The sequence below is a fragment of the Izhakiella australiensis genome (assembly GCF_002006995.1).
GTDB classification, from domain to species: domain Bacteria; phylum Pseudomonadota; class Gammaproteobacteria; order Enterobacterales; family Enterobacteriaceae; genus Izhakiella; species Izhakiella australiensis.
Window position 1 is genome coordinate 128,806 of record NZ_MRUL01000008.1, and the last position, 17,951, is coordinate 146,756.

The 17,951-nt window shown below is 55.6% G+C and carries 19 protein-coding genes; 14 read left to right on the forward strand and 5 right to left on the reverse strand.

Annotation, left to right across the window (positions count from 1 at the left end):
• Positions 1 to 16: 16 nt before the first annotated feature.
• Positions 17 to 835: a tRNA cyclic N6-threonylcarbamoyladenosine(37) synthase TcdA gene (tcdA, locus tag BTJ39_RS13105; RefSeq protein ID WP_078003148.1), complete on the forward strand. Its 819-nt coding sequence runs from the start codon at positions 17 to 19 to the stop codon at positions 833 to 835.
• Between the two features lie 2 nt (positions 836 to 837).
• Here tcdA and csdE read toward each other — a convergent pair whose 3' ends face one another.
• Both csdE and csdA read right to left on the reverse strand, forming a co-directional pair.
• A complete protein-coding gene (gene csdE / locus BTJ39_RS13110; RefSeq protein WP_078003149.1) occupies positions 838 to 1,281 on the reverse strand; it encodes a cysteine desulfurase sulfur acceptor subunit CsdE in 444 nt (147 codons plus the stop codon).
• Entirely contained in the window at positions 1,281 to 2,489 is a 1,209-nt protein-coding gene (csdA, locus tag BTJ39_RS13115) for a cysteine desulfurase CsdA (protein ID WP_078003150.1), read from the reverse strand. The genes csdE and csdA overlap by 1 nt, the downstream gene beginning before the upstream one ends.
• A 219-nt stretch (positions 2,490 to 2,708) precedes the next feature.
• On the opposite strand from csdA, the gene BTJ39_RS13120 reads away from it, so the two are divergent.
• The 4 genes from BTJ39_RS13120 to rlmM all read left to right on the forward strand — a co-directional run bounded on the left by BTJ39_RS13120 (position 2,709) and on the right by rlmM (position 5,734).
• Positions 2,709 to 2,933 carry a YgdI/YgdR family lipoprotein gene (locus BTJ39_RS13120; protein WP_078003216.1) on the forward strand — a complete coding sequence of 75 codons (225 nt, stop codon included), beginning with the start codon at positions 2,709 to 2,711 and terminating at the stop codon, positions 2,931 to 2,933.
• Positions 2,934 to 3,274: 341 nt separating this feature from the next.
• Complete coding sequence (locus BTJ39_RS13125) at positions 3,275 to 4,192, forward strand: transcriptional regulator GcvA (protein ID WP_078003151.1); 918 nt, start codon at positions 3,275 to 3,277, stop codon at positions 4,190 to 4,192.
• A 52-nt stretch (positions 4,193 to 4,244) separates the two neighbouring features.
• Positions 4,245 to 4,637: a DUF423 domain-containing protein gene (locus BTJ39_RS13130; protein WP_078003152.1), complete on the forward strand. Its 393-nt coding sequence runs from the start codon at positions 4,245 to 4,247 to the stop codon at positions 4,635 to 4,637.
• Complete coding sequence (gene rlmM / locus BTJ39_RS13135) at positions 4,634 to 5,734, forward strand: 23S rRNA (cytidine(2498)-2'-O)-methyltransferase RlmM (RefSeq protein WP_078003153.1); 1,101 nt, start codon at positions 4,634 to 4,636, stop codon at positions 5,732 to 5,734. Before BTJ39_RS13130 ends, rlmM begins: the two co-directional genes overlap by 4 nt.
• On the opposite strand, the gene xni is transcribed toward rlmM, so the two are convergent.
• The 3 genes from xni to queF all read right to left on the reverse strand — a co-directional run bounded on the left by xni (position 5,731) and on the right by queF (position 8,916).
• Entirely contained in the window at positions 5,731 to 6,492 is a 762-nt protein-coding gene (xni, locus tag BTJ39_RS13140) for a flap endonuclease Xni (protein WP_078003154.1), read from the reverse strand. The two genes, rlmM and xni, sit on opposite strands and share 4 nt — an antisense overlap.
• 36 nt (positions 6,493 to 6,528) lie before the next feature.
• The gene (gene ppnN / locus BTJ39_RS13145) at positions 6,529 to 7,893 is read right to left on the reverse strand and encodes a nucleotide 5'-monophosphate nucleosidase PpnN (protein ID WP_078003155.1); all 1,365 of its coding nucleotides are present in this window, start codon (positions 7,891 to 7,893) and stop codon (positions 6,529 to 6,531) included.
• 177 nt (positions 7,894 to 8,070) lie between these two features.
• Positions 8,071 to 8,916, reverse strand: a complete 846-nt coding sequence (queF, locus tag BTJ39_RS13150) for an NADPH-dependent 7-cyano-7-deazaguanine reductase QueF (protein ID WP_078003156.1) — start codon at positions 8,914 to 8,916, stop codon at positions 8,071 to 8,073.
• A gap of 82 nt (positions 8,917 to 8,998) precedes the next feature.
• Here queF and syd point away from each other — a divergent pair, with 82 nt between their 5' ends.
• The 9 genes from syd to garR all read left to right on the forward strand — a co-directional run bounded on the left by syd (position 8,999) and on the right by garR (position 17,900).
• Positions 8,999 to 9,547 carry a SecY-interacting protein gene (gene syd, locus BTJ39_RS13155; RefSeq protein ID WP_078003157.1) on the forward strand — a complete coding sequence of 183 codons (549 nt, stop codon included), beginning with the start codon at positions 8,999 to 9,001 and terminating at the stop codon, positions 9,545 to 9,547.
• Between the two features lie 610 nt (positions 9,548 to 10,157).
• Positions 10,158 to 10,478, forward strand: a complete 321-nt coding sequence (locus BTJ39_RS13160; protein WP_078003158.1) for a YqcC family protein — start codon at positions 10,158 to 10,160, stop codon at positions 10,476 to 10,478.
• Positions 10,475 to 11,251: a tRNA pseudouridine(65) synthase TruC gene (truC, locus tag BTJ39_RS13165; RefSeq protein ID WP_078003159.1), complete on the forward strand. Its 777-nt coding sequence runs from the start codon at positions 10,475 to 10,477 to the stop codon at positions 11,249 to 11,251. Before BTJ39_RS13160 ends, truC begins: the two co-directional genes overlap by 4 nt.
• 27 nt (positions 11,252 to 11,278) lie before the next feature.
• On the forward strand, positions 11,279 to 11,725 hold the full coding sequence (locus tag BTJ39_RS13170; RefSeq protein ID WP_078003160.1) for a flavodoxin: 447 nt from the start codon (positions 11,279 to 11,281) through the stop codon (positions 11,723 to 11,725).
• A gap of 420 nt (positions 11,726 to 12,145) precedes the next feature.
• Positions 12,146 to 13,498: an MFS transporter gene (locus BTJ39_RS13175; RefSeq protein WP_078003161.1), complete on the forward strand. Its 1,353-nt coding sequence runs from the start codon at positions 12,146 to 12,148 to the stop codon at positions 13,496 to 13,498.
• 9 nt (positions 13,499 to 13,507) lie between these two features.
• Positions 13,508 to 14,845, forward strand: coding sequence for an enolase C-terminal domain-like protein (locus BTJ39_RS13180; RefSeq protein ID WP_078003162.1), 1,338 nt, complete (start codon positions 13,508 to 13,510; stop codon positions 14,843 to 14,845).
• A 25-nt stretch (positions 14,846 to 14,870) separates the two neighbouring features.
• Entirely contained in the window at positions 14,871 to 16,211 is a 1,341-nt protein-coding gene (gene gudD / locus BTJ39_RS13185) for a glucarate dehydratase (RefSeq protein ID WP_078003163.1), read from the forward strand.
• A 14-nt stretch (positions 16,212 to 16,225) separates the two neighbouring features.
• Positions 16,226 to 16,996 (forward strand): 2-dehydro-3-deoxyglucarate aldolase, encoded by a 771-nt coding sequence (gene garL, locus BTJ39_RS13190; RefSeq protein ID WP_078003164.1) that lies wholly within the window; start codon positions 16,226 to 16,228, stop codon positions 16,994 to 16,996.
• Complete coding sequence (gene garR / locus BTJ39_RS13195) at positions 16,977 to 17,900, forward strand: 2-hydroxy-3-oxopropionate reductase (protein WP_479684391.1); 924 nt, start codon at positions 16,977 to 16,979, stop codon at positions 17,898 to 17,900. The genes garL and garR overlap by 20 nt, the downstream gene beginning before the upstream one ends.
• Positions 17,901 to 17,951 lie beyond the last annotated feature (51 nt).

The following is a 17,951-nucleotide window of genomic DNA, read 5'->3' on the forward strand; positions in this document are numbered from 1 at the left end:
TTTGAGGTAGTCAGTCATGACTTTGCTTTCCGACGCCTGGCGGCAACGCTTTGGCGGTACCGCGCGGCTGTATGGCCAGTCGGCGCTCAGCGTGTTTGCCGGCGCACATATTTGCGTGGTGGGTATTGGCGGCGTAGGGAGCTGGGCCGCAGAGGCGCTGGCACGAACCGGTATTGGCGCAATTACGCTGATCGATATGGATGATGTATGCGTAACCAATACTAACCGCCAGATCCACGCCCTGAAGGAAAATATCGGGCAATCCAAGTCCGCCGTAATGGCCGGGCGCATTCTGGCGATTAACCCCGAGTGCCGGGTTACCTGCGTGGATGACTTTATCACGCCGGATAATACGGCGCAGATGATGGCGAGCGGATTTGATTATGTTATCGACGCCATCGACAGTGTGCGTCCCAAGGCTGCGCTGATTGCCTGGTGCCGGCGTAACAAAATGCCGTTAATTACTACCGGCGGTGCGGGTGGTCAGATCGATCCTACCCAGATCCAGGTGGCGGATCTGGCAAAAACCATTCAGGATCCGTTGGCGGCGAAGCTGCGCGAACGGCTAAAGCAGGATTTTGGCGTAGTAAAAAATAGTAAGGGCAAGCTGGGGATCGACTGCGTATTTTCCACTGAAGCGCTGGTTTATCCGCAGGCGGACGGCAGCGTCTGCGCCTCGCGGGCGACGGCTGAAGGACCAAAGCGCATGGACTGTGAGTCGGGCTTTGGCGCCGCGGTGATGGTAACGGCCACCTTTGGTTTTATTGCGGTATCGCACGTGCTGAAGAAGTTACAGGCTAAAGCCGCCAGGGCTCAGGCTGCCGCAGCGCTGTAATCTCAGGCGTTTTTGGCGGCACGCTTGACCGCGGCTGCCAGCGCTTCCAGCCCGGCGCCGCGCGAGGCGCTGAGCTGCTGGCGCAAGCCCAGCTGGTCGAACAGCGCCAGCGGATCGTCGCGGCGCAGTGTTTGCGCCGGCTGGCCTTCAACGGCGGTCAGCAGCACTGCCAGCAGGCCGCGCACGATGCGTCCTTCACTGTCGCCGTAAAAATGCAGCGTACCATCTTCGCGCGGCTGGCAGCCCAGCCAGACGCGGTTTTCACAGCCATCCAGTTCAATATCGGGTTGCTTCAGGCTTTCGTCCAGCGCTGGCAGCTGCTTACCCAACATTATCAGCTGGCGATAGCGTTCTTCCCAGTGCTGAAACGCGCTGAACTGCTGTTGCAAACTCCCGGCGGTAATGAGTGAACCAAACGGATGTGGAGCCAGCTCGGCTGTATTCATCAGGCGTCTCCCAGCAGATCGACTGCCAGACGCAGCGCGCGTACCAGCGCTTCTACGTCCTGCAGAGTATTATAAGGCGCAAAAGAAGCGCGTAGCGTACCGGATACGCCAAGGGCCTGCATCATCGGCTGAGCGCAATGCTGCCCGGCCCGCAGCGCAACGCCGCTTTCAGCCAGCAGCGTCACGACATCATGGTGGTGCAGGCCGGCGAGCTCAAACGATAGCAGGCTGGCATTGCTGGCGCGGAAGCTGCGAAAGCCGGGCAGCGTTGCCAGCTGTTCCTCAGCGATATCCGCCAGCCCGCAGCTCCAGCGTTCGGCAGCGTCCATATCAATACTGGCCAGCCAGTCAAGGGTGGCACTCAGACCAACGACACCTGCAACGTTTGGCGTCCCGGCCTCAAAGCGCCAGGGGGGCGGCTGCACGGTGAAACCGTCAAAGTCGACCCGGGTGAGCATCTTGCCGCCGCCGTGCCAGGGGGGCATCGCCTCCAGCAGTTCCGGCTTTGCGTATAGCACGCCGATCCCCATCGGTCCGTAAAACTTATGGCCTGAGAAGGCGTAAAAGTCGATATCCAGTGCCTGCACGTCGGTGCGGGCGTGGACAATGCCCTGCGCACCGTCAATCATTACCTTAGCCCCTGCCTGATGAGCAAGGGTGATGGCCTGCTCCAGCGCCGGTCGTCCGCCGGTTACGTTAGACATTTGTCCAAGCGCCAGCAGGCGCGTTTTGTCATTCAGCAGTTGAGGCAGCATGGTCAGGTCCGGCAGCCGATCCGCCGCCAGCGGCAGTTTTATAAGCTTAGCGTTGCGGCTTTGTGCCAGCATCAGCCAGGGAACGAGGTTGGCATGGTGTTCCGCCTCGGAAACTACAATTTCATCACCTGGGCGCAGCTGCGGTCCCAGCCAGCTTTGCGCCACCAGATTAATGGCCTCGGTGGTGCCGCGCGTCCAGACGATGCTATGGGGGTCGGCGGCATTAATCCAGCTAGCTACCTGCGTTCTGGCCTGTTCATAACGCCCGGTTAATTCCCGCGCGGCGGCGTAATGACTACGATGAACCGTTCCGGCGCTGAGTGAATAAAAAGCGGCGGTAGCATCGATTAAACACTGCGGTTTTAAGGTTGTTGCGGCACTATCCAGATAGACCCCCGCATCCTGCAAAGCAGGGAATTGTCCTCGAAAATCAGCAGGGTAAAAGTTATGCATGGGGCCTCTTTTATCTAATACAGGTCCTGAAAATTATAGGACCAGGATGATTTTAACCTGGTTGGCTGGCAAAGCCAGCAAAGCGAGTTATGCTAAATCATGCAAGGTTTAAACTATTACCCGCAAATTACTGCCGCTTTGCCAGGTGATTTTTCTGATTACTTGCGCTGGCGCAGGGGCGGGAGTTTATTGCATTACTATCTGCAAGGAGATGAAAAAATGAAAAAATTAGCTGCTCTGCTGGCCACTGGTGCCATGGTACTGACGCTTGCTGCTTGTTCAAGCAATTATGTAATGCACACTAACGACGGACGCACCATTGTTGCGAGCGGTAAACCGACCGTAGACGATGAGACCGGGCTGATTAAATACAAAGATGCAAATGGGGTTAAACAGCAAATCAACCGTTCAGACGTCAAAGAGATGGTTGAACTGAATCAGTAAGCTGGTTTGCTCAAGGTAAAAAAAAGCACCGCATCAGCGGTGCTATTAAAATCACTATGGACAGACAGGGTAAATCTACAGGAATTAAGTACGATCTGAAAAACGCCAGATCAAATTGCAAACACAACATCACGACCACAAGCCAAAAGTCTGCTAACACTCCGCGATTTCTCGCTAAATCTTAACCCACTTTTCGTTCCGGCTCGGGAAGTGCGGCAACTATAGGTATTTACTGGTAGTTCATCAACGGACAATTTATAATGTCTCGGATAAAAAAATCTAATATGTAACCCTTTTTATACAGTAGTGACTTTTTATGTCATTTTGGGTAGCCGGGAATCATGTCTAAACGTTTGCCGCCACTGAATGCCCTGCGCGTTTTTGACGCAGCGGCCAGGCACCTGAGTTTTACTAAAGCCGCTGAAGAACTGTTTGTCACCCAGGCAGCCGTTAGCCATCAGATAAAATCTCTTGAGGATTTTCTGGGGCTTAAGCTGTTCCGGCGTCGTAATCGCTCCCTGTTGCTAACGGAAGAAGGGCAGAGCTATTATCTCGACATCAAAGAGATTTTCTCTGCGCTTAATGATGCAACCCGCAAGCTTCAGGCGCGTAGCGCAAAAGGCGCGCTGACAGTGAGTCTGCTACCTAGTTTTGCCATCCAATGGCTGGTGCCGCGTCTTTCCAGCTTTAATTTAGCTTATCCGGGGATCGACGTACGTATTCAGGCCGTCGACCGCGATGAAGAGAAGCTGGCGGATGACGTCGACGTCGCTATTTTTTATGGCCGTGGCAACTGGCCGGGGCTGCGGGTGGAAAAACTGTATGCTGAGTATCTGCTGCCGGTATGTTCGCCGCAGCTGCTGGCGGGCGAGCAGCCATTGAAAACCCCCGGCGACCTGGATAATCATACCTTATTGCATGATGCTTCACGCCGCGACTGGCAATCGTACGTTCGCCAGCTAGGGTTGCAGCACATTAATGTACAGCAAGGTCCAATATTCAGCCATAGCGCCATGGTATTGCAGGCAGCCATTCACGGTCAGGGCGTCGCGCTGGCTAATAACGTGATGGCGCAAATTGAAATTGAAGCGGGTCGGCTGGTGTGCCCGTTTAATGATGTCTTAGCCAGCAAAAACGCTTTTTATCTGGTTTGCCATGACAGTCAGGCAGAACTGGGTAAAATAGCCGCTTTTCGTCAGTGGATTCTGGCCAGGGCAGCCAGCGAGCAAGAGAAATTTCGTTTTCGCTACGATCACTAACGGTTTTATTGCGTGCCAGGGGCTGGCGCGTTAACAATCAGAGGAACCTGGGATGAGCAGCCGTGCAATGCTGGTCTTCGCCGCTATCAGCGGTTTTATTTTTGTCGCGTTTGGCGCATTCGGCGCCCACGTACTGAGTAACACTCTCGGTCAGGCCGAGATGGGCTGGCTAAAAACCGGACTGGAATATCAGGCATTTCATACCCTGGCAATTATGGGGCTGGCTGCGGCGATGCTGCGTCGGGCCAATATCTGGTTTTACTGGAGCAGTGCGTTTCTGGCGTTAGGCACCGTTTTGTTTAGCGGCAGCCTGTATTGCCTGGCGCTTTCTCATTTACACCTGTGGGTCTATGTCACGCCGGTTGGCGGAACCTGCTTTCTTATCGGCTGGGCGCTGATGTTAGTTGGCGCTTTGCGCTTGAAAAAGAGGGCGGAACGGCCATGAATAAAGTGCTGCTCTATTGCCGCCAGGGGTTTGAAAAGGAATGTGCGGCGGAAATCGCAGAGAAAGCGGCGGCTCTGGGCATATTTGGCTTTCCCAGGGTGAAAGAGAATGCCGGCTATATTTTGTTTGAAGGCTATCAGCCTGATGACGGTGACAAGCTGGTGCGTGAACTGCCATTCGCCAGTTTGATCTTTGCCCGCCAGATGGTTGCAGTTAGCGATCTGATTCGCGATTTGCCGAGCGATGATCGGGTAACGCCTGTCGTTGCCGCGTTACAGGGCGCACTGAAAAAGGGCGGTGATTTGCGCGTGGAAGTGGCTGACACTAACGAAAGCAAAGAGCTGTTAAAGTTTTGCCGCAAGTTTACCGTGCCGCTGCGCGCCGCACTGCGCCAGGCGGGCATATTGCTCAATCATGAAAGTGCGAAACAGCCGGTGGTGCATGTGTTTTTTATCGCCCCCGGGCACTGTTACGTGGGCTATTCGCTCAGCAATAACAACTCGCCATTCTTTATGGGCATTCCGCGCCTGCGTTTTCCTGCCGATGCGCCCAGCCGTTCAACGCTGAAGCTGGAGGAGGCTTTTCACGTTTTTATTCCGGCCGATGAATGGGACGAGCGGCTGGCGAGTGGCATGTATGCGGTCGACCTCGGCGCTTGCCCCGGCGGCTGGACCTATCAGCTGGTGCAGCGCAGCATGATGGTGCATGCCGTTGATAACGGGCCAATGGCGCCTGCCCTGATGGATAGCGGCCAGGTTATGCATCATCGCGAAGACGGTTTTAAATACCGGCCTACCCGCAATAACGTTTACTGGCTGGTATGCGACATGGTGGAAAAGCCGGTACGCGTTGCCCGCTTAATGGGCGAGTGGCTGGTAAACGGCTGGTGCCGTGAGGCGATTTTTAACCTTAAACTGCCGATGAAAAAACGCTATGAAGAGGTATCGCAGAACCTGTCCATGCTGGCCGCGCTGCTGAGTGAAAACGGCATTAATGCGCAGATTCAGGCTCGCCACCTCTATCACGATCGCGAAGAGGTGACGGTACACGTCCGACGAATCTGGAGCGCCTCCGGCGGACGACGCGACGAGCGCTAACCCGTAGTCGACAAGCGCAGCTCTTTCAGATTACCGCTAAGCGCCAGGTCAGGTTGCAAGGTTGCAACCTGACGGCAGGTCAGCGCAATATCGTGCGCCTCTGCCAGCTTGCGCCGCCACTTTTCCTCCACCTGCGGCAGCGCTTCATACAGCGCGTCCAGCGTGTCATAGGTGTTTAATAACAGCGCCGCTGTTTTGGGACCGATGCCGGCAACGCCGGGGATCTTGCTGCTGTTTATCCCTGCCAGCGCCCAGTAGTCGGTCAGCTGCTGCGGCGTCACGCCAAAGTGCTGTTCGACAAACGGCAAATCAAGCCAGCGTTTCTGAAAATAGTCACGGATCTGAATTTGCGGCGCCAGCAGCTGGCAGTAGCCCTTATCGGTAGACACGATGGTCGCCCGGTGACCGCTGGCGACGATGCGCGTTGCCAGCGTTGCTGCCAGGTCGTCGGCTTCGTTGCCCTCTGAAGTCCAGCAGGCCACGCCTGCCTGTTCAAACGCCTGCCGCAGCGCCGGCATTTCCGCCTGTAAATCTTCTGGCATGGCGCGCCGGCCCGCTTTGTAGTCAGGCAGCAGCTGGTGGCGCCAACTTTGATGGCGCTGTTCATCATCAAAAACGGCGACCGCATGGCTTGGCTGGCTGTGATGAATGAGTTGATGCAGCGCGCTGACGCAGGCATCGCGACAGGGGGAACCCTGCACGGCATGCAAGCGGCGGATCAGATTAAGCGCATCAACAATCAGTAGATGGTGTGTCATAGCAAAAAGAGCGGCCAGCGGCCGCTCATTACATCCTTAGCGGATAATTTCGTAGCAGGGAATATATGCCGTACCCGGCAATTTCATCCGGTGCTGGGCGACGAAGCCCTGCAGCAGATCGTCCATGCGATGCATCATTTCAGGATCGCCGTGAAGCTTGTACGGCCCGGATTTCTCGATCTCTTTAATGGCAAAATCTTTTACGTTACCGGCAACGATCCCGGAAAATGCTTTGCGCAGCGTGGCTGCCAGTTTTTCGGCGGGCTGATTGGGGTAAAGATTGAGCGCGGCCATATTTTCATGGCTTGGGTTAAAGGGAACCTGTAGCTCCTGCTCGACGCGTAGCGCCCAGTTAAAGCTATAGGCATCGCCGGTTTCACGCCGGTGTTCTTTAACCTTCGGCATCGCCTTCTTCATCTGGCTGGCGACTGCTGCCGGATCGTCAATAATAATCTGATAGTGGCGACGCGCTGCCTCACCCAAGGTACTGACGATAAATTCATCCAGCACTTTGAAGTAGTCGGCACTCTCTTTAGGTCCGGTCAGTATCAGTGGCAGAACCTGATCGTGGTTATGGGGGTTCATCAGGATGCCCAGCAGATAAAGCAGCTCTTCGGCAGTACCTACCCCGCCAGGGAAGATGATAATGCCGTGCGCGATGCGGACAAAGGCTTCAAGGCGCTTTTCAATATCCGGCATGATGATGAGCTCATTAACCAGCGGATTCGGCGGCTCGGCGGCAATAATAGAGGGCTCGGTCAGACCAATAAAGCGCGCTTCTTTATAACGCTGCTGCGCATGGCCGACGGCCGCGCCTTTCATCGGTGCTTCCATTACGCCAGGCCCGCACCCGGTGCAGATATTCAACTCACGCAGACCAAGCTGAGCGCCAACGTTGCGGCAATACTGATATTCGATGGCGTTAATTGAATGGCCGCCCCAGCACACCACGGTGTTCGGCACCTCGCCAACGTGAAGCGCGCGGGCATTACGCAGAATAGAAAACACCTGATTGGTGATTTGTACCGAGCTTTCAATATCCGGACGCTGGAAGCGCCCGGCGTTGTCGAGCTGGCCGTTAACAAACAGTATGTCGCGCAGCACCGCAAACAGGTTGGCTTGCAGCGAGCGGATCAGACGGCCATCAACAAAGGCTTCTTCCGGGGGGTTAATCAGTTCAAGCTTGACCCCACGCTCGCGGCGTAGCACGTTGATGTCAAAGTCCTGAAAACGGGAAAGCAGTTCGTGGCTGCTGTCAGTCTGACTACCTGAATTGAGCACGGCAAGTGAACAGTTACGGAACAGCTGATAGAGATCGCTGCTGGCCGTGCGTTTCAGCATATCGACTTCAAGCTGTGAAAGCAGATCCATTGAGCCAAGTGGGCTAATTTGTGTAATCAAAATAACTCCTTTGCACCCGCCAGGGTGAGCAATAGCCCGTCGCTCCGTTCAGCGGAAAGCGGCGGGACGAAAAATCCCTGATGGCATACTCAAAACCATCGTCTTCCAGAGTAGCCCTGACAGCAGCCATTTAACAAGAGAGCAGCCGGACGAAAAGCACTGGATAATCAAGGCGGTTTACTGACGCACCAGTCGTGAATGAGAAGGCTGGAAGCTACCGTTGCTGCGCCACGGGTTGATATCCAGCCCGCCGCGACGGGTGTAGCGGGCGTAAACGCTCAGCTGTTCCGGGTGGCAGAAACGTTGTATATCGTTGAAGATGCGTTCAACGCACTGCTCGTGAAATTCATTGTGGTGGCGGAAAGAGACCAGGTAGCGTAGCAGCGCTTCACGGTCGATACGCGGGCCGCGATAGCTTATCTGCACCGAGCCCCAGTCGGGTTGATTGGTGATCAGGCAGTTGGACTTCAGCAGATGGCTGACCAACTGCTCCTCTGCTATTTCCTCACCGGCGGCATGTTGCAGATAGCCAGCATCGAACTGATAGCGCTCAATGGCGATATCCTGTTCATCGATGCAAACGCCGCTAAAATGCCCCAGCGGTTGACCTTCAATTTCCTGCACTCTGAATAATGCGATGCTGACGTCGCCCCCGGCACAGGCGCTGAGATCCCGTTCGAGCGTGGCGCGCACCTCGCCCCAGCTGCTAAATTTCGTCTGATTGAAGCTGTTGAGGTAAAGTTTAAAGCTCTTTGATTCAATCAGATTTACGCTGCGCGCATCCAGCGTCACCTCGCCGACAGCCACCTGCGGCAGGCCGCGCGCGTTAAGCCAGGAAAGCTCGTAAAGCGTCCAGATGTCAGCACCGTGAAACGGCAGCGAGTCTGCTTGCAGACCCAGTGGTTCACGATTCATCGCGCGCGGCACAGCCTGAAGCAAAGCCGGATCGTAACGATCCTGATAGGCGGTGGGTTTACCTAACGTCAGACTTTGCAGCGCCTGATGCTGTTGATAAGAAGACATAATGCTACCCTGATAGACTGCCACAATACATACAGATACAGCCGCATAGTTTAACGCAGGCTGCCGAGAGTGAGAAAAATTAATGTCCGAAGATACGGCCCAGGCCCTGAAAATATTTACCGCAAGCTGGTGTCAACACTGGCAGGATTCACTGGGGCACGGCCCGCTGAGCAGCGAACTGTATGGTATTCCTTCACCCTGCGTTATCACCACCAGCGGCGAGCAGGTTTTCTGGCAGCCGCAGCCCTTCCAGCCGGCGGCTGACCTGAGGGCGGTAGGTCAGGCGTTAGATATTGAGATACAACCTTCCGTTAGTGCTTTCTATACCACGCAGTTTGCCGGTGAGATGACGGCGCGCTTTGACGGCCTTGATTTGCAGCTGTCGCAAGTCTGGAGCCCGGACGACTTTAGCCGCACTCAGGAAAACTTGATAGGGCATCTGTTAATGAAGCGTCGTCTGAAGCAGACTCCAACCCTGTTTATAGCCACCACGGGTACTGACCTGGATGTGGTGTCGGTGTGTAATTTGACCGGCGCGGTTGTTCTTGAACGTTTGGGTAGCAAACAGCGGCAAAGCCTGGCGAACTCGCTGTATGATTTTCTTGCACAATTACAACCAGTTATATCTTGATTTGAGATAAGGTCTGCTTTGCTTGTGAGATATATCTCGCAATTGCTGTGAGATATACCGCAAGCGAAATGAGAATGTTTTCGCGCAGATGGTTGTGAAAACTTTGTAAATCAAAAGGTTGGCTTGTAGGCACGGCAAAGTTAATTTTTTATTGCCGCAGACAGAAATACCGCTGGCTTGTTTAATTAAGGGAAAAGGTCAGAATATCTATAATGGCAAGGAAGTCAGGGACAGAAACAGCATCAGGAAGTGTTGTTTCGGTTCAGGGAACAGCATCAGGATGATGTTACAAGGACAGGCTTCAGGAATGAAGCGAGGATCGCTCAGGACGAGTTCAGGGACACCTCCAGGAAGGAGAATGTGAGCCTGCAGGACCGCAGGTGGGTCATGGATGCTTAAGGAGCACGGCCAGATGCCGTTTTCAGGATGATTTGGAAAAGTTTTCAAGGATGAGCAGGGAGCACTAACGTAGCTGGAATGCTGCTAAACGAACCGGGAGCACTGTTTTTGCAGTGCTCCCTTTTTTTGTGCCTGCATCGGGGATTTCACGCCGTCGCCCGCTGGAAATGATATCCTGAGTCCCTGTATTTTTCTCTGCGGGAAACAAGCTATGAATCAGCAAATTCGCCGCCATCTGCATGATATTGAAAGCCTGCTGCGTGAGGCCGGTTTGTGGCAGCAGCAGGCGCCCAGCCAGCAGGCGCTGGCCAGCAGCGAACCTTTTTGTGTGGATACCCTGACGCCGCTGCAGTGGCTGCAGTGGATTTTATTGCCGCGTATGCATGCGCTGCTCGACAGCCAGAGCGCGCTGCCGGCCAATTTTGCCGTCGCACCCTACTATGAAGTGGCGCTGGAAGGTGATATTCCGCAGCGTGCCCGGCTGCTTCACCTGCTCAATCAGCTGGATGCCCAGTTTGGTAAAGCGCCATGATTGAGGTGATTTATCAGGATGAATGGCTGGTGGCGGTCAACAAGCCTGCCGGTTGGCTGGTGCACCGCAGCTGGCTGGACAGCAAAGAAACGCGCTTTGTGATGCAAACAGTGCGCGACCAGATAGGCCAGCATGTTTTTACCGTTCATCGCCTCGACAGGCCGACATCCGGCGTTTTACTGATGGGGCTTTCCAGCGAAATCGGACGCCTGCTGGCAGAGCAGTTCGCTGCCCATCAGATAGAAAAAACCTATCATGCCGTGGTGCGTGGCTGGCTGCAGGGGGCAGGCTGCCTGGACTATCCGCTGGTCGAAGAGCACGACAAAATCGCCGATAAGTTCAGCCAGGCTGAAAAGCCCGCGCAGCAAGCCATTACCGACTGGCGCGCCATGGCGCAGGCTGAGGCGGCGATTGCCGTCGGGCGCTATCCTACCGCTCGCTATGGACTGGTGGAACTGCGGCCGGAGACCGGACGTAAACACCAGCTGCGTCGCCATCTTGCCCATTTACGCCATCCGATCATCGGCGACAGCAAACATGGCGACCTGCGTCAGAATCGCGCAGCTGCGGAGCATCTGGCGATGAACCGTTTGATGCTGCATGCCAGCAAGCTGGTGCTCAGGCACCCGGTCACCGGTGACCTGCTGACCCTTGAAGCCGCGCTGGACCCCTGCTGGCAACAGGTTCTGCAACGCTTTAGCTGGCAGCATTTTTTCCCTGCAAACCACAGGGTTGAGTTTAGTGTTCACAATCAGGATAGTGAGTCTGTTTAATCTGCCGTAAAGACTGGAGAAGAATCGATGGCCGAAATTGGCATTTTTGTTGGCACCGTGTACGGCAATGCGCTGCTGGTCGCGGAAGAGGCGCAAACGCTGCTGCAGGAGACGGGACATCAGGCAACGCTGTTTGAAGATCCTGAGCTTGCGGATTGGCAGAATTATCAGGATAAGGTTGTATTGATCATCACCTCGACTACCGGTCAGGGGGATTTGCCTGACAGCATTGCGCCGCTGTTTCAGGGCATTAAAGATAAGCTGGGACATCAGCCGCAGCTGCGCTATGGCGTGATTGCGCTGGGCGACAGCAGCTACGATCATTTTTGCGGCGGCGGCAAGCAGTTCGACGCGCTTTTGCAGGAGCAGGGCGCGCAGCGTCTGGGTGAGGTGCTGACAATCGACGCCGCAGAGTATCCGGAGGCAGAAGAGGTTTCGCAGCCCTGGGTTGAAAGCTGGAGTGCTGCTTTGTAAGTCATTTTTTCCAAGGTCGCGCCAGCCCTGGCGCGGCGTTAACGGCGCGGGTATTACGTTGCCGCCAATGTTTCATTTCCCCTTATCTTTCCCCCTGGCGAAATCCAGCCCGGCAGCTGGCTTAGCGTCAATACGTGACCTCGCCCCCAGAATATTGTGCAAATATCTAAATTTTGTTGGTTATTAAGTTAATTACCTGTGCGTTTGTCCAATGTTAACTGATGCATCGATTTTTATACTTTATCGGTGTCCCGATAGTTGCCGGTGACATACGCGCGGAGCGACGCGACAACACGATATTACTAACGCGCGATGATTAATAACTTATCTCTATTAAATCCAACATCATTCTGATACCCGACGCGATCTGTATGCAGTTCAGAGTGAAAGTAGCTAACCGCTATATTTCAGGAGTGCATCATGAATTCATTCAGCGAGAGCCAGGTCACCACCAGCGGGCAAAAAAAAACCAACGCCCGCTACTGGATTGTGGTGATGCTGTTTATCGTAACGTCTTTTAACTATGGCGACCGGGCAACGCTGTCGATCGCCGGTTCATCTATGGCGAAAGAGATCGGGCTTGATCCGGTCGGTATGGGCTATATCTTCTCGGCGTTTTCCTGGGCCTACGTCATCGGGCAGATCCCTGGCGGCTGGCTTCTGGACCGCTTTGGTTCGAAAAAAGTGTATTTCTGGAGCATCTTCATCTGGTCGCTATTTACCCTGCTGCAGGGATTTGTCGATCTGTTTAGCGGCTCCGGGATTATCGCCGCGCTGTTTTTCCTGCGCTTCTGCGTCGGCCTGGCGGAGGCGCCTTCATTTCCGGGCAACAGTCGCATCGTTGCCGCCTGGTTTCCGGCGCAGGAGCGCGGCACGGCAGTGGCTATCTTTAACTCCGCACAGTATTTCGCCACCGTGATCTTTGCCCCCATTATGGGCTGGCTGACCGCCACCGTCGGCTGGGCGCATGTATTCTGGTTTATGGGCGGCCTTGGCATCATCCTCAGCCTGGTCTGGCTGCGGGTGATCCATGACCCGAACACTCATCCCGGGGTGAACAAAGCTGAGCTGGAATATATGGAGCAGGGCGGCGCGCTGATCAATATGGATGCCAGGAAAGCCGAGCGGCAGGTCAGCTTTGGTGAGAAGTGGTATCAGATCAAACAGCTGCTTTCATCGCGCATGATGCTGGGGATCTATCTCGGTCAATACTGTATTAACGCGCTGACCTACTTTTTTATCACCTGGTTTCCGGTCTATCTGGTGCAGGCGCGCGGCATGTCAATTCTCAAAGCGGGATTTGTCGCCTCGATTCCGGCGGTATGCGGCTTTCTCGGCGGCGTATTGGGCGGCGTGATTTCCGATTATCTGATGCGCCGTACCGGCTCGTTGAATATCGCGCGCAAAACGCCAATCGTGGTGGGAATGCTGCTGTCGGTATCCATGGTGGTTTGTAACTACGTTGAAACCGAATGGGTGGTGGTCTTTTTTATGGCGATGGCCTTCTTCGGTAAGGGCATCGGCGCGCTGGGCTGGGCGGTGATGGCGGATACGGCGCCAAAAGAGATCAGCGGCCTGAGCGGCGGTTTGTTCAATATGTTTGGCAATTTCTCCGGCATCGTGACGCCGATTGCCATCGGTTACATCATTGCCGTGACGGGCTCTTACAACGGCGCGCTGGTATATGTCGGTATCCATGCGGTGGTGACGGTGATCAGCTTCCTGGTGATTGTAAAAGATATCAAGCGCATTGAACTGAAACATCTGAGCTAAGGAGTGATGATGACAACACAAAGCACGCCGGTAATTACCGAAATGCGGGTGATACCGGTTGCCGGTTACGACAGCATGCTGCTCAATATTGGCGGCGCTCATGGCGCCTGCTTTACCCGCAATATCGTGGTGCTGACGGATAGCGCCGGCCACACCGGCGTTGGCGAGGCGCCGGGCGGGGAGACCATTCTTCGCACGCTGCAGGAGAGCGCCACTCAGGTCATCGGTCAGCAGATAGCGCGCCTGAATCGCATTGTTCAGCAGGTCCATCAGGGCAATCAGGCGGCGGATTTTGCGGCTTTTGGCCAGGGCGCCTGGACTTTTGAGCTCAAGGTTAATGCGGTTGCCGCGCTGGAAGCCGCGCTGTTGGATTTACTCGGCCAGTACCTGGGCGTACCGGTTGCCGAACTGTTGGGACCGGGCAAGCAGCGCGATGAAGTCACGGTTCTTGGCTACCTGTTTTACATCGGCGATCGGCTAAAAACCGATCTGCCTTATCAGCAAGGCGCCTCGGGCGGCCACGACTGGTATCACCTGCGCCATCAGCAGGCAATGGACAGCGCGGCCATCGTTCGACTGGCGCAGGCGGCGCAGGATCGCTACGGTTTTAAAGATTTCAAGCTCAAAGGCGGCGTGCTGCCGGGTGAGCAGGAGATCGACGCGGCCTGCGCGCTGAAAAAGCATTTTCCCGCAGCGCGTATCACGGTCGACCCAAACGGCGCATGGCATCTGCAAGAAGCTATCGCTTTGTGTAAAGGCATGGGTGAGGTGCTGACCTACGCGGAAGATCCCTGCGGTGCTGAACAGGGCTACTCCGGACGTGAAGTGATGGCGGAGTTCCGTCGCGCCACCGGCCTGCCGGTCGCGACCAATATGATCGCCACCAACTGGCGTGAAATGGGGCATGCCGTGCAGCTTAACGCCGTCGACATTCCGCTGGCGGACCCGCATTTCTGGACCCTGAGTGGCGCGGTGCGGGTGGCGCAGCTGTGCGATGAATGGGGCCTGACATGGGGCTGCCATTCGAATAATCACTTTGATATTTCCCTGGCGATGTTCAGCCACGTCGGCGCGGCGGCGCCGGGTAACCCCACCGCGCTGGATACCCACTGGATCTGGCAGGAAGGCGATCAGCGTCTGACAAAAAATCCGCTGCGGATAGTCAATGGCAAGATCAGCATTGGCGATGCGCCCGGCTTCGGTATTGAGCTGGACTGGCCGCGAATTGAACAGGCCAATGCGCTGTACAAATCGCTACCAGCCGGCGCCCGCAATGATGCGGCGGCGATGCAGTATTTAATCCCCGGCTGGCAGTTTGATCGCAAGCGCCCGGCCTTCGGCCGCTAAGCCCGTTAAACAGAAGGAATGCAAAATGAGTCAACCAAGTGCAACGCCGAAGGTGAAGAGCATGAAGGTGATCCCCGTTGCCGGGCATGACAGCATGCTGCTCAACCTCAGCGGCGCTCATGCGCCGTTCTTCACCCGCAATATTGTTATTATCGAAGACAATGCCGGTCATACCGGCGTTGGCGAAGTGCCGGGCGGGGAAAAAATTCGTCAGACGCTGGAAGATGCCATGCCGCTGCTGCAAGGGAAAAATATCGGCCAGTATAAAAACCTGCTGAGCCTGGTGCGCCAGACGTTCAGCGATCGCGACAGCGCCGGGCGCGGCAATCAGACCTTTGATTTACGCACCACCATACACGTGGTCACCGGCATTGAGGCGGCGCTGCTTGATCTGCTGGGGCAGCACCTGGAGGTCAACGTCGCCAGCCTGCTGGGCGACGGTCAGCAGCGCGATCGCGTCGAAATGCTTGGCTACCTGTTTTACCTCGGCGACCGCAATAAAACGTCACTGCCTTATCAGAACCAGCAGAACGCGTCCTGCGACTGGTATCGTCTGCGCCATGAGGAAGCATTAACGCCGGAAAGCATTGTGCGGCTGGCTGAAGCCGCGCGGGAAAAATATGGCTTTAATGATTTCAAGCTGAAGGGCGGCGTGCTGGCTGGCGTCAGAGAGGCCGAAGCGGTGACCGCGCTGGCACAGCGCTTTCCGGATGCGCGTATTACGCTGGACCCCAACGGGGCCTGGTCGCTGAATGAAGCAATTTTATTAGGCAAGCAGCTGAAAAACGTGTTGGCCTATGCGGAAGATCCCTGCGGCGCGGAGCTGGGCTATTCCGGACGTGAAGTGATGGCTGAATTTCGCCGTGCAACCGGTTTGCCAACGGCCACCAATATGATCGCCACCGACTGGCGCCAGATGGGGCATACCCTTTCGCTACAGTCGGTAGACATTCCGCTGGCAGATCCCCACTTCTGGACGATGCAGGGATCGGTGCGCGTGGCGCAAATGTGCCATGACATGGGACTGACCTGGGGCTCCCACTCTAATAACCATTTTGATATCTCGCTGGCGATGTTCACCCACGTGGCGGCCGCGGCGCCGGGGCATATTACCGCCATTGATACCCATTGGATCTGGCAGGAGGGCAATCAGCGTCTGACCAGAAATCCGCTGCAAATTAAAGGCGGCATGGTGCAGGTGCCTGACGTGCCGGGACTGGGCATTGAGCTTGATATGGATCGCGTCATGCAAGCTAACGCGCTTTATCAGCAGCATGGACTCGGGGCGCGTAACGATGCGGACGCCATGCAGTATCTGATCCCTGACTGGACTTTCGATAATAAACGCCCTTGCCTGGTGCGCTGAATGAAGGAGTTGCTATGAGCAGTGCAAATTATCCTAATCGCTTCCGTCAGCGTCTGCTGGCCGGAGAAACACTGATCGGCAGCTGGTGCGCGCTGGCTAACCCGATCACCACTGAGATTTTAGGGTTGGCCGGCTTTGACTGGCTGGTGCTGGACGGCGAACACGCGCCGAACGACGTCACCACCTTTGTGCCACAGCTGATGGCGCTCAAGGGATCGCCCAGCGCGCCGGTGGTGCGCCCGCCCAGTAATGAGCCGATCATCATCAAGCGCTTGCTGGATATTGGTTTCTACAACTTCCTCATTCCCTTTGTTGAAACGGCGGAGGAGGCGACGCGTGCGGTGGCTTCTACCCGCTATCCGCCAGCCGGCATTCGCGGGGTGTCGGTATCCCACCGCAGCAATATGTTCGGTACGGTGCCGGATTACAACGGCACGGTGAATGACAACATTACGCTACTGGTGCAAATCGAAACCCAGCAGGGAGTGGACAACATTGATGCCATCGCCGCCGTTGACGGCGTGGATGGCATTTTCGTCGGGCCTGGGGATCTCTCCGCCGCGCTGGGCTATCTCGGTCAGCCTTCTCATCCTGAAGTGCTGAAGGTGATTAAACACCTGTTTGAACGGGCAAAGGTCGCCGGTAAGCCGAGCGGCATTCTGGCTCCGGTTGAGGCGGATGCACGACGCTATCTGGAATGGGGCGCCGGTTTCGTCGCCGTAGGCAGCGACCTGGGGGTGTTTCGTAACGGCACTCAGTCGCTGTGTGACAAGTTTAAAAAGTAAATCTAATCAGGAGAATATGATGAAAATTGGTTTTATTGGTTTGGGTATTATGGGTAAACCAATGAGTAAAAACCTGATCAAGGCGGGTTACTCACTGGTGGTGCTCGATCACCATGCTGAAAACGAAGCGGAGCTGAAGGCACAGGGCGCTACGACGGCAAAAACGCCGAAAGAGATTGCTGAACAGAGCGAGGTGATAATCACCATGTTGCCAAACTCACCCAACGTGCAGGAAGCGCTGCTTGGCGAGAACGGCGTTATTCATGGCGCCAGGGCTGGCGCTATTGTCATCGACATGAGCTCCATTGCCCCGCTGGCCAGCCGCGAAATGCATGCTGAGCTGGCGAAAAAAAATATCGCCCTGCTGGATGCGCCGGTGAGCGGCGGTGAACCCAAAGCGATCGACGGCACCCTGTCCGTGATGGTCGGCGGCGACAAGGAACTGTTTGATAAGTGCTATGACATAATGAAATCCATGGCCGGATCGGTCGTGCATACTGGCGAAATCGGCGCCGGTAACGTCACTAAGCTCGCCAATCAGGTTATTGTTGCGCTGAATATTGCCGCGATGTCTGAAGCATTGACGCTGGCAACCAAAGCCGGTGTCAGCCCCGAGCTGGTTTATCAGGCGATCCGGGGCGGCCTGGCCGGGAGTACGGTGCTGGATGCGAAAGCGCCGATGGTGCTGGACCGCAATTTCAAGCCAGGCTTCCGGATTGATTTGCATATTAAGGATCTGATGAATGCGCTGGACACCTCGCACGGCATCGGCGCGCAGCTGCCGCTGACTGCCGCGGTGATGGAGATGATGCAGGCGCTGCGCGGCGATGGATTAGGTAACGCCGACCATAGCGCGCTGGCTTGCTATTATGAAAAACTGACTAACGTTGAAGTGACGCGTTAAGACGATGACGGAGCCGGAATGCGGCTCTCCGGCTCCGTTTTCACCGTCTTG

Excerpts from the sequence above, each read along its gene's own strand:
- tcdA (WP_078003148.1), top strand. The coding sequence starts at position 17 with ATGACTTTGCTTTCCGACGCCTGGCGGCAACGCTTTGGCGGTACCGCG.
- csdE (WP_078003149.1), bottom strand. The coding sequence starts at position 1,281 with ATGAATACAGCCGAGCTGGCTCCACATCCGTTTGGTTCACTCATTACC.
- csdA (WP_078003150.1), bottom strand. The coding sequence starts at position 2,489 with ATGCATAACTTTTACCCTGCTGATTTTCGAGGACAATTCCCTGCTTTG.
- BTJ39_RS13120 (WP_078003216.1), top strand. The coding sequence starts at position 2,709 with ATGAAAAAATTAGCTGCTCTGCTGGCCACTGGTGCCATGGTACTGACG.
- BTJ39_RS13125 (WP_078003151.1), top strand. The coding sequence starts at position 3,275 with ATGTCTAAACGTTTGCCGCCACTGAATGCCCTGCGCGTTTTTGACGCA.
- BTJ39_RS13130 (WP_078003152.1), top strand. The coding sequence starts at position 4,245 with ATGAGCAGCCGTGCAATGCTGGTCTTCGCCGCTATCAGCGGTTTTATT.
- rlmM (WP_078003153.1), top strand. The coding sequence starts at position 4,634 with ATGAATAAAGTGCTGCTCTATTGCCGCCAGGGGTTTGAAAAGGAATGT.
- xni (WP_078003154.1), bottom strand. The coding sequence starts at position 6,492 with ATGACACACCATCTACTGATTGTTGATGCGCTTAATCTGATCCGCCGC.
- queF (WP_078003156.1), bottom strand. The coding sequence starts at position 8,916 with ATGTCTTCTTATCAACAGCATCAGGCGCTGCAAAGTCTGACGTTAGGT.
- syd (WP_078003157.1), top strand. The coding sequence starts at position 8,999 with ATGTCCGAAGATACGGCCCAGGCCCTGAAAATATTTACCGCAAGCTGG.
- BTJ39_RS13160 (WP_078003158.1), top strand. The coding sequence starts at position 10,158 with ATGAATCAGCAAATTCGCCGCCATCTGCATGATATTGAAAGCCTGCTG.
- truC (WP_078003159.1), top strand. The coding sequence starts at position 10,475 with ATGATTGAGGTGATTTATCAGGATGAATGGCTGGTGGCGGTCAACAAG.
- BTJ39_RS13170 (WP_078003160.1), top strand. The coding sequence starts at position 11,279 with ATGGCCGAAATTGGCATTTTTGTTGGCACCGTGTACGGCAATGCGCTG.
- BTJ39_RS13175 (WP_078003161.1), top strand. The coding sequence starts at position 12,146 with ATGAATTCATTCAGCGAGAGCCAGGTCACCACCAGCGGGCAAAAAAAA.
- BTJ39_RS13180 (WP_078003162.1), top strand. The coding sequence starts at position 13,508 with ATGACAACACAAAGCACGCCGGTAATTACCGAAATGCGGGTGATACCG.
- gudD (WP_078003163.1), top strand. The coding sequence starts at position 14,871 with ATGAGTCAACCAAGTGCAACGCCGAAGGTGAAGAGCATGAAGGTGATC.
- garL (WP_078003164.1), top strand. The coding sequence starts at position 16,226 with ATGAGCAGTGCAAATTATCCTAATCGCTTCCGTCAGCGTCTGCTGGCC.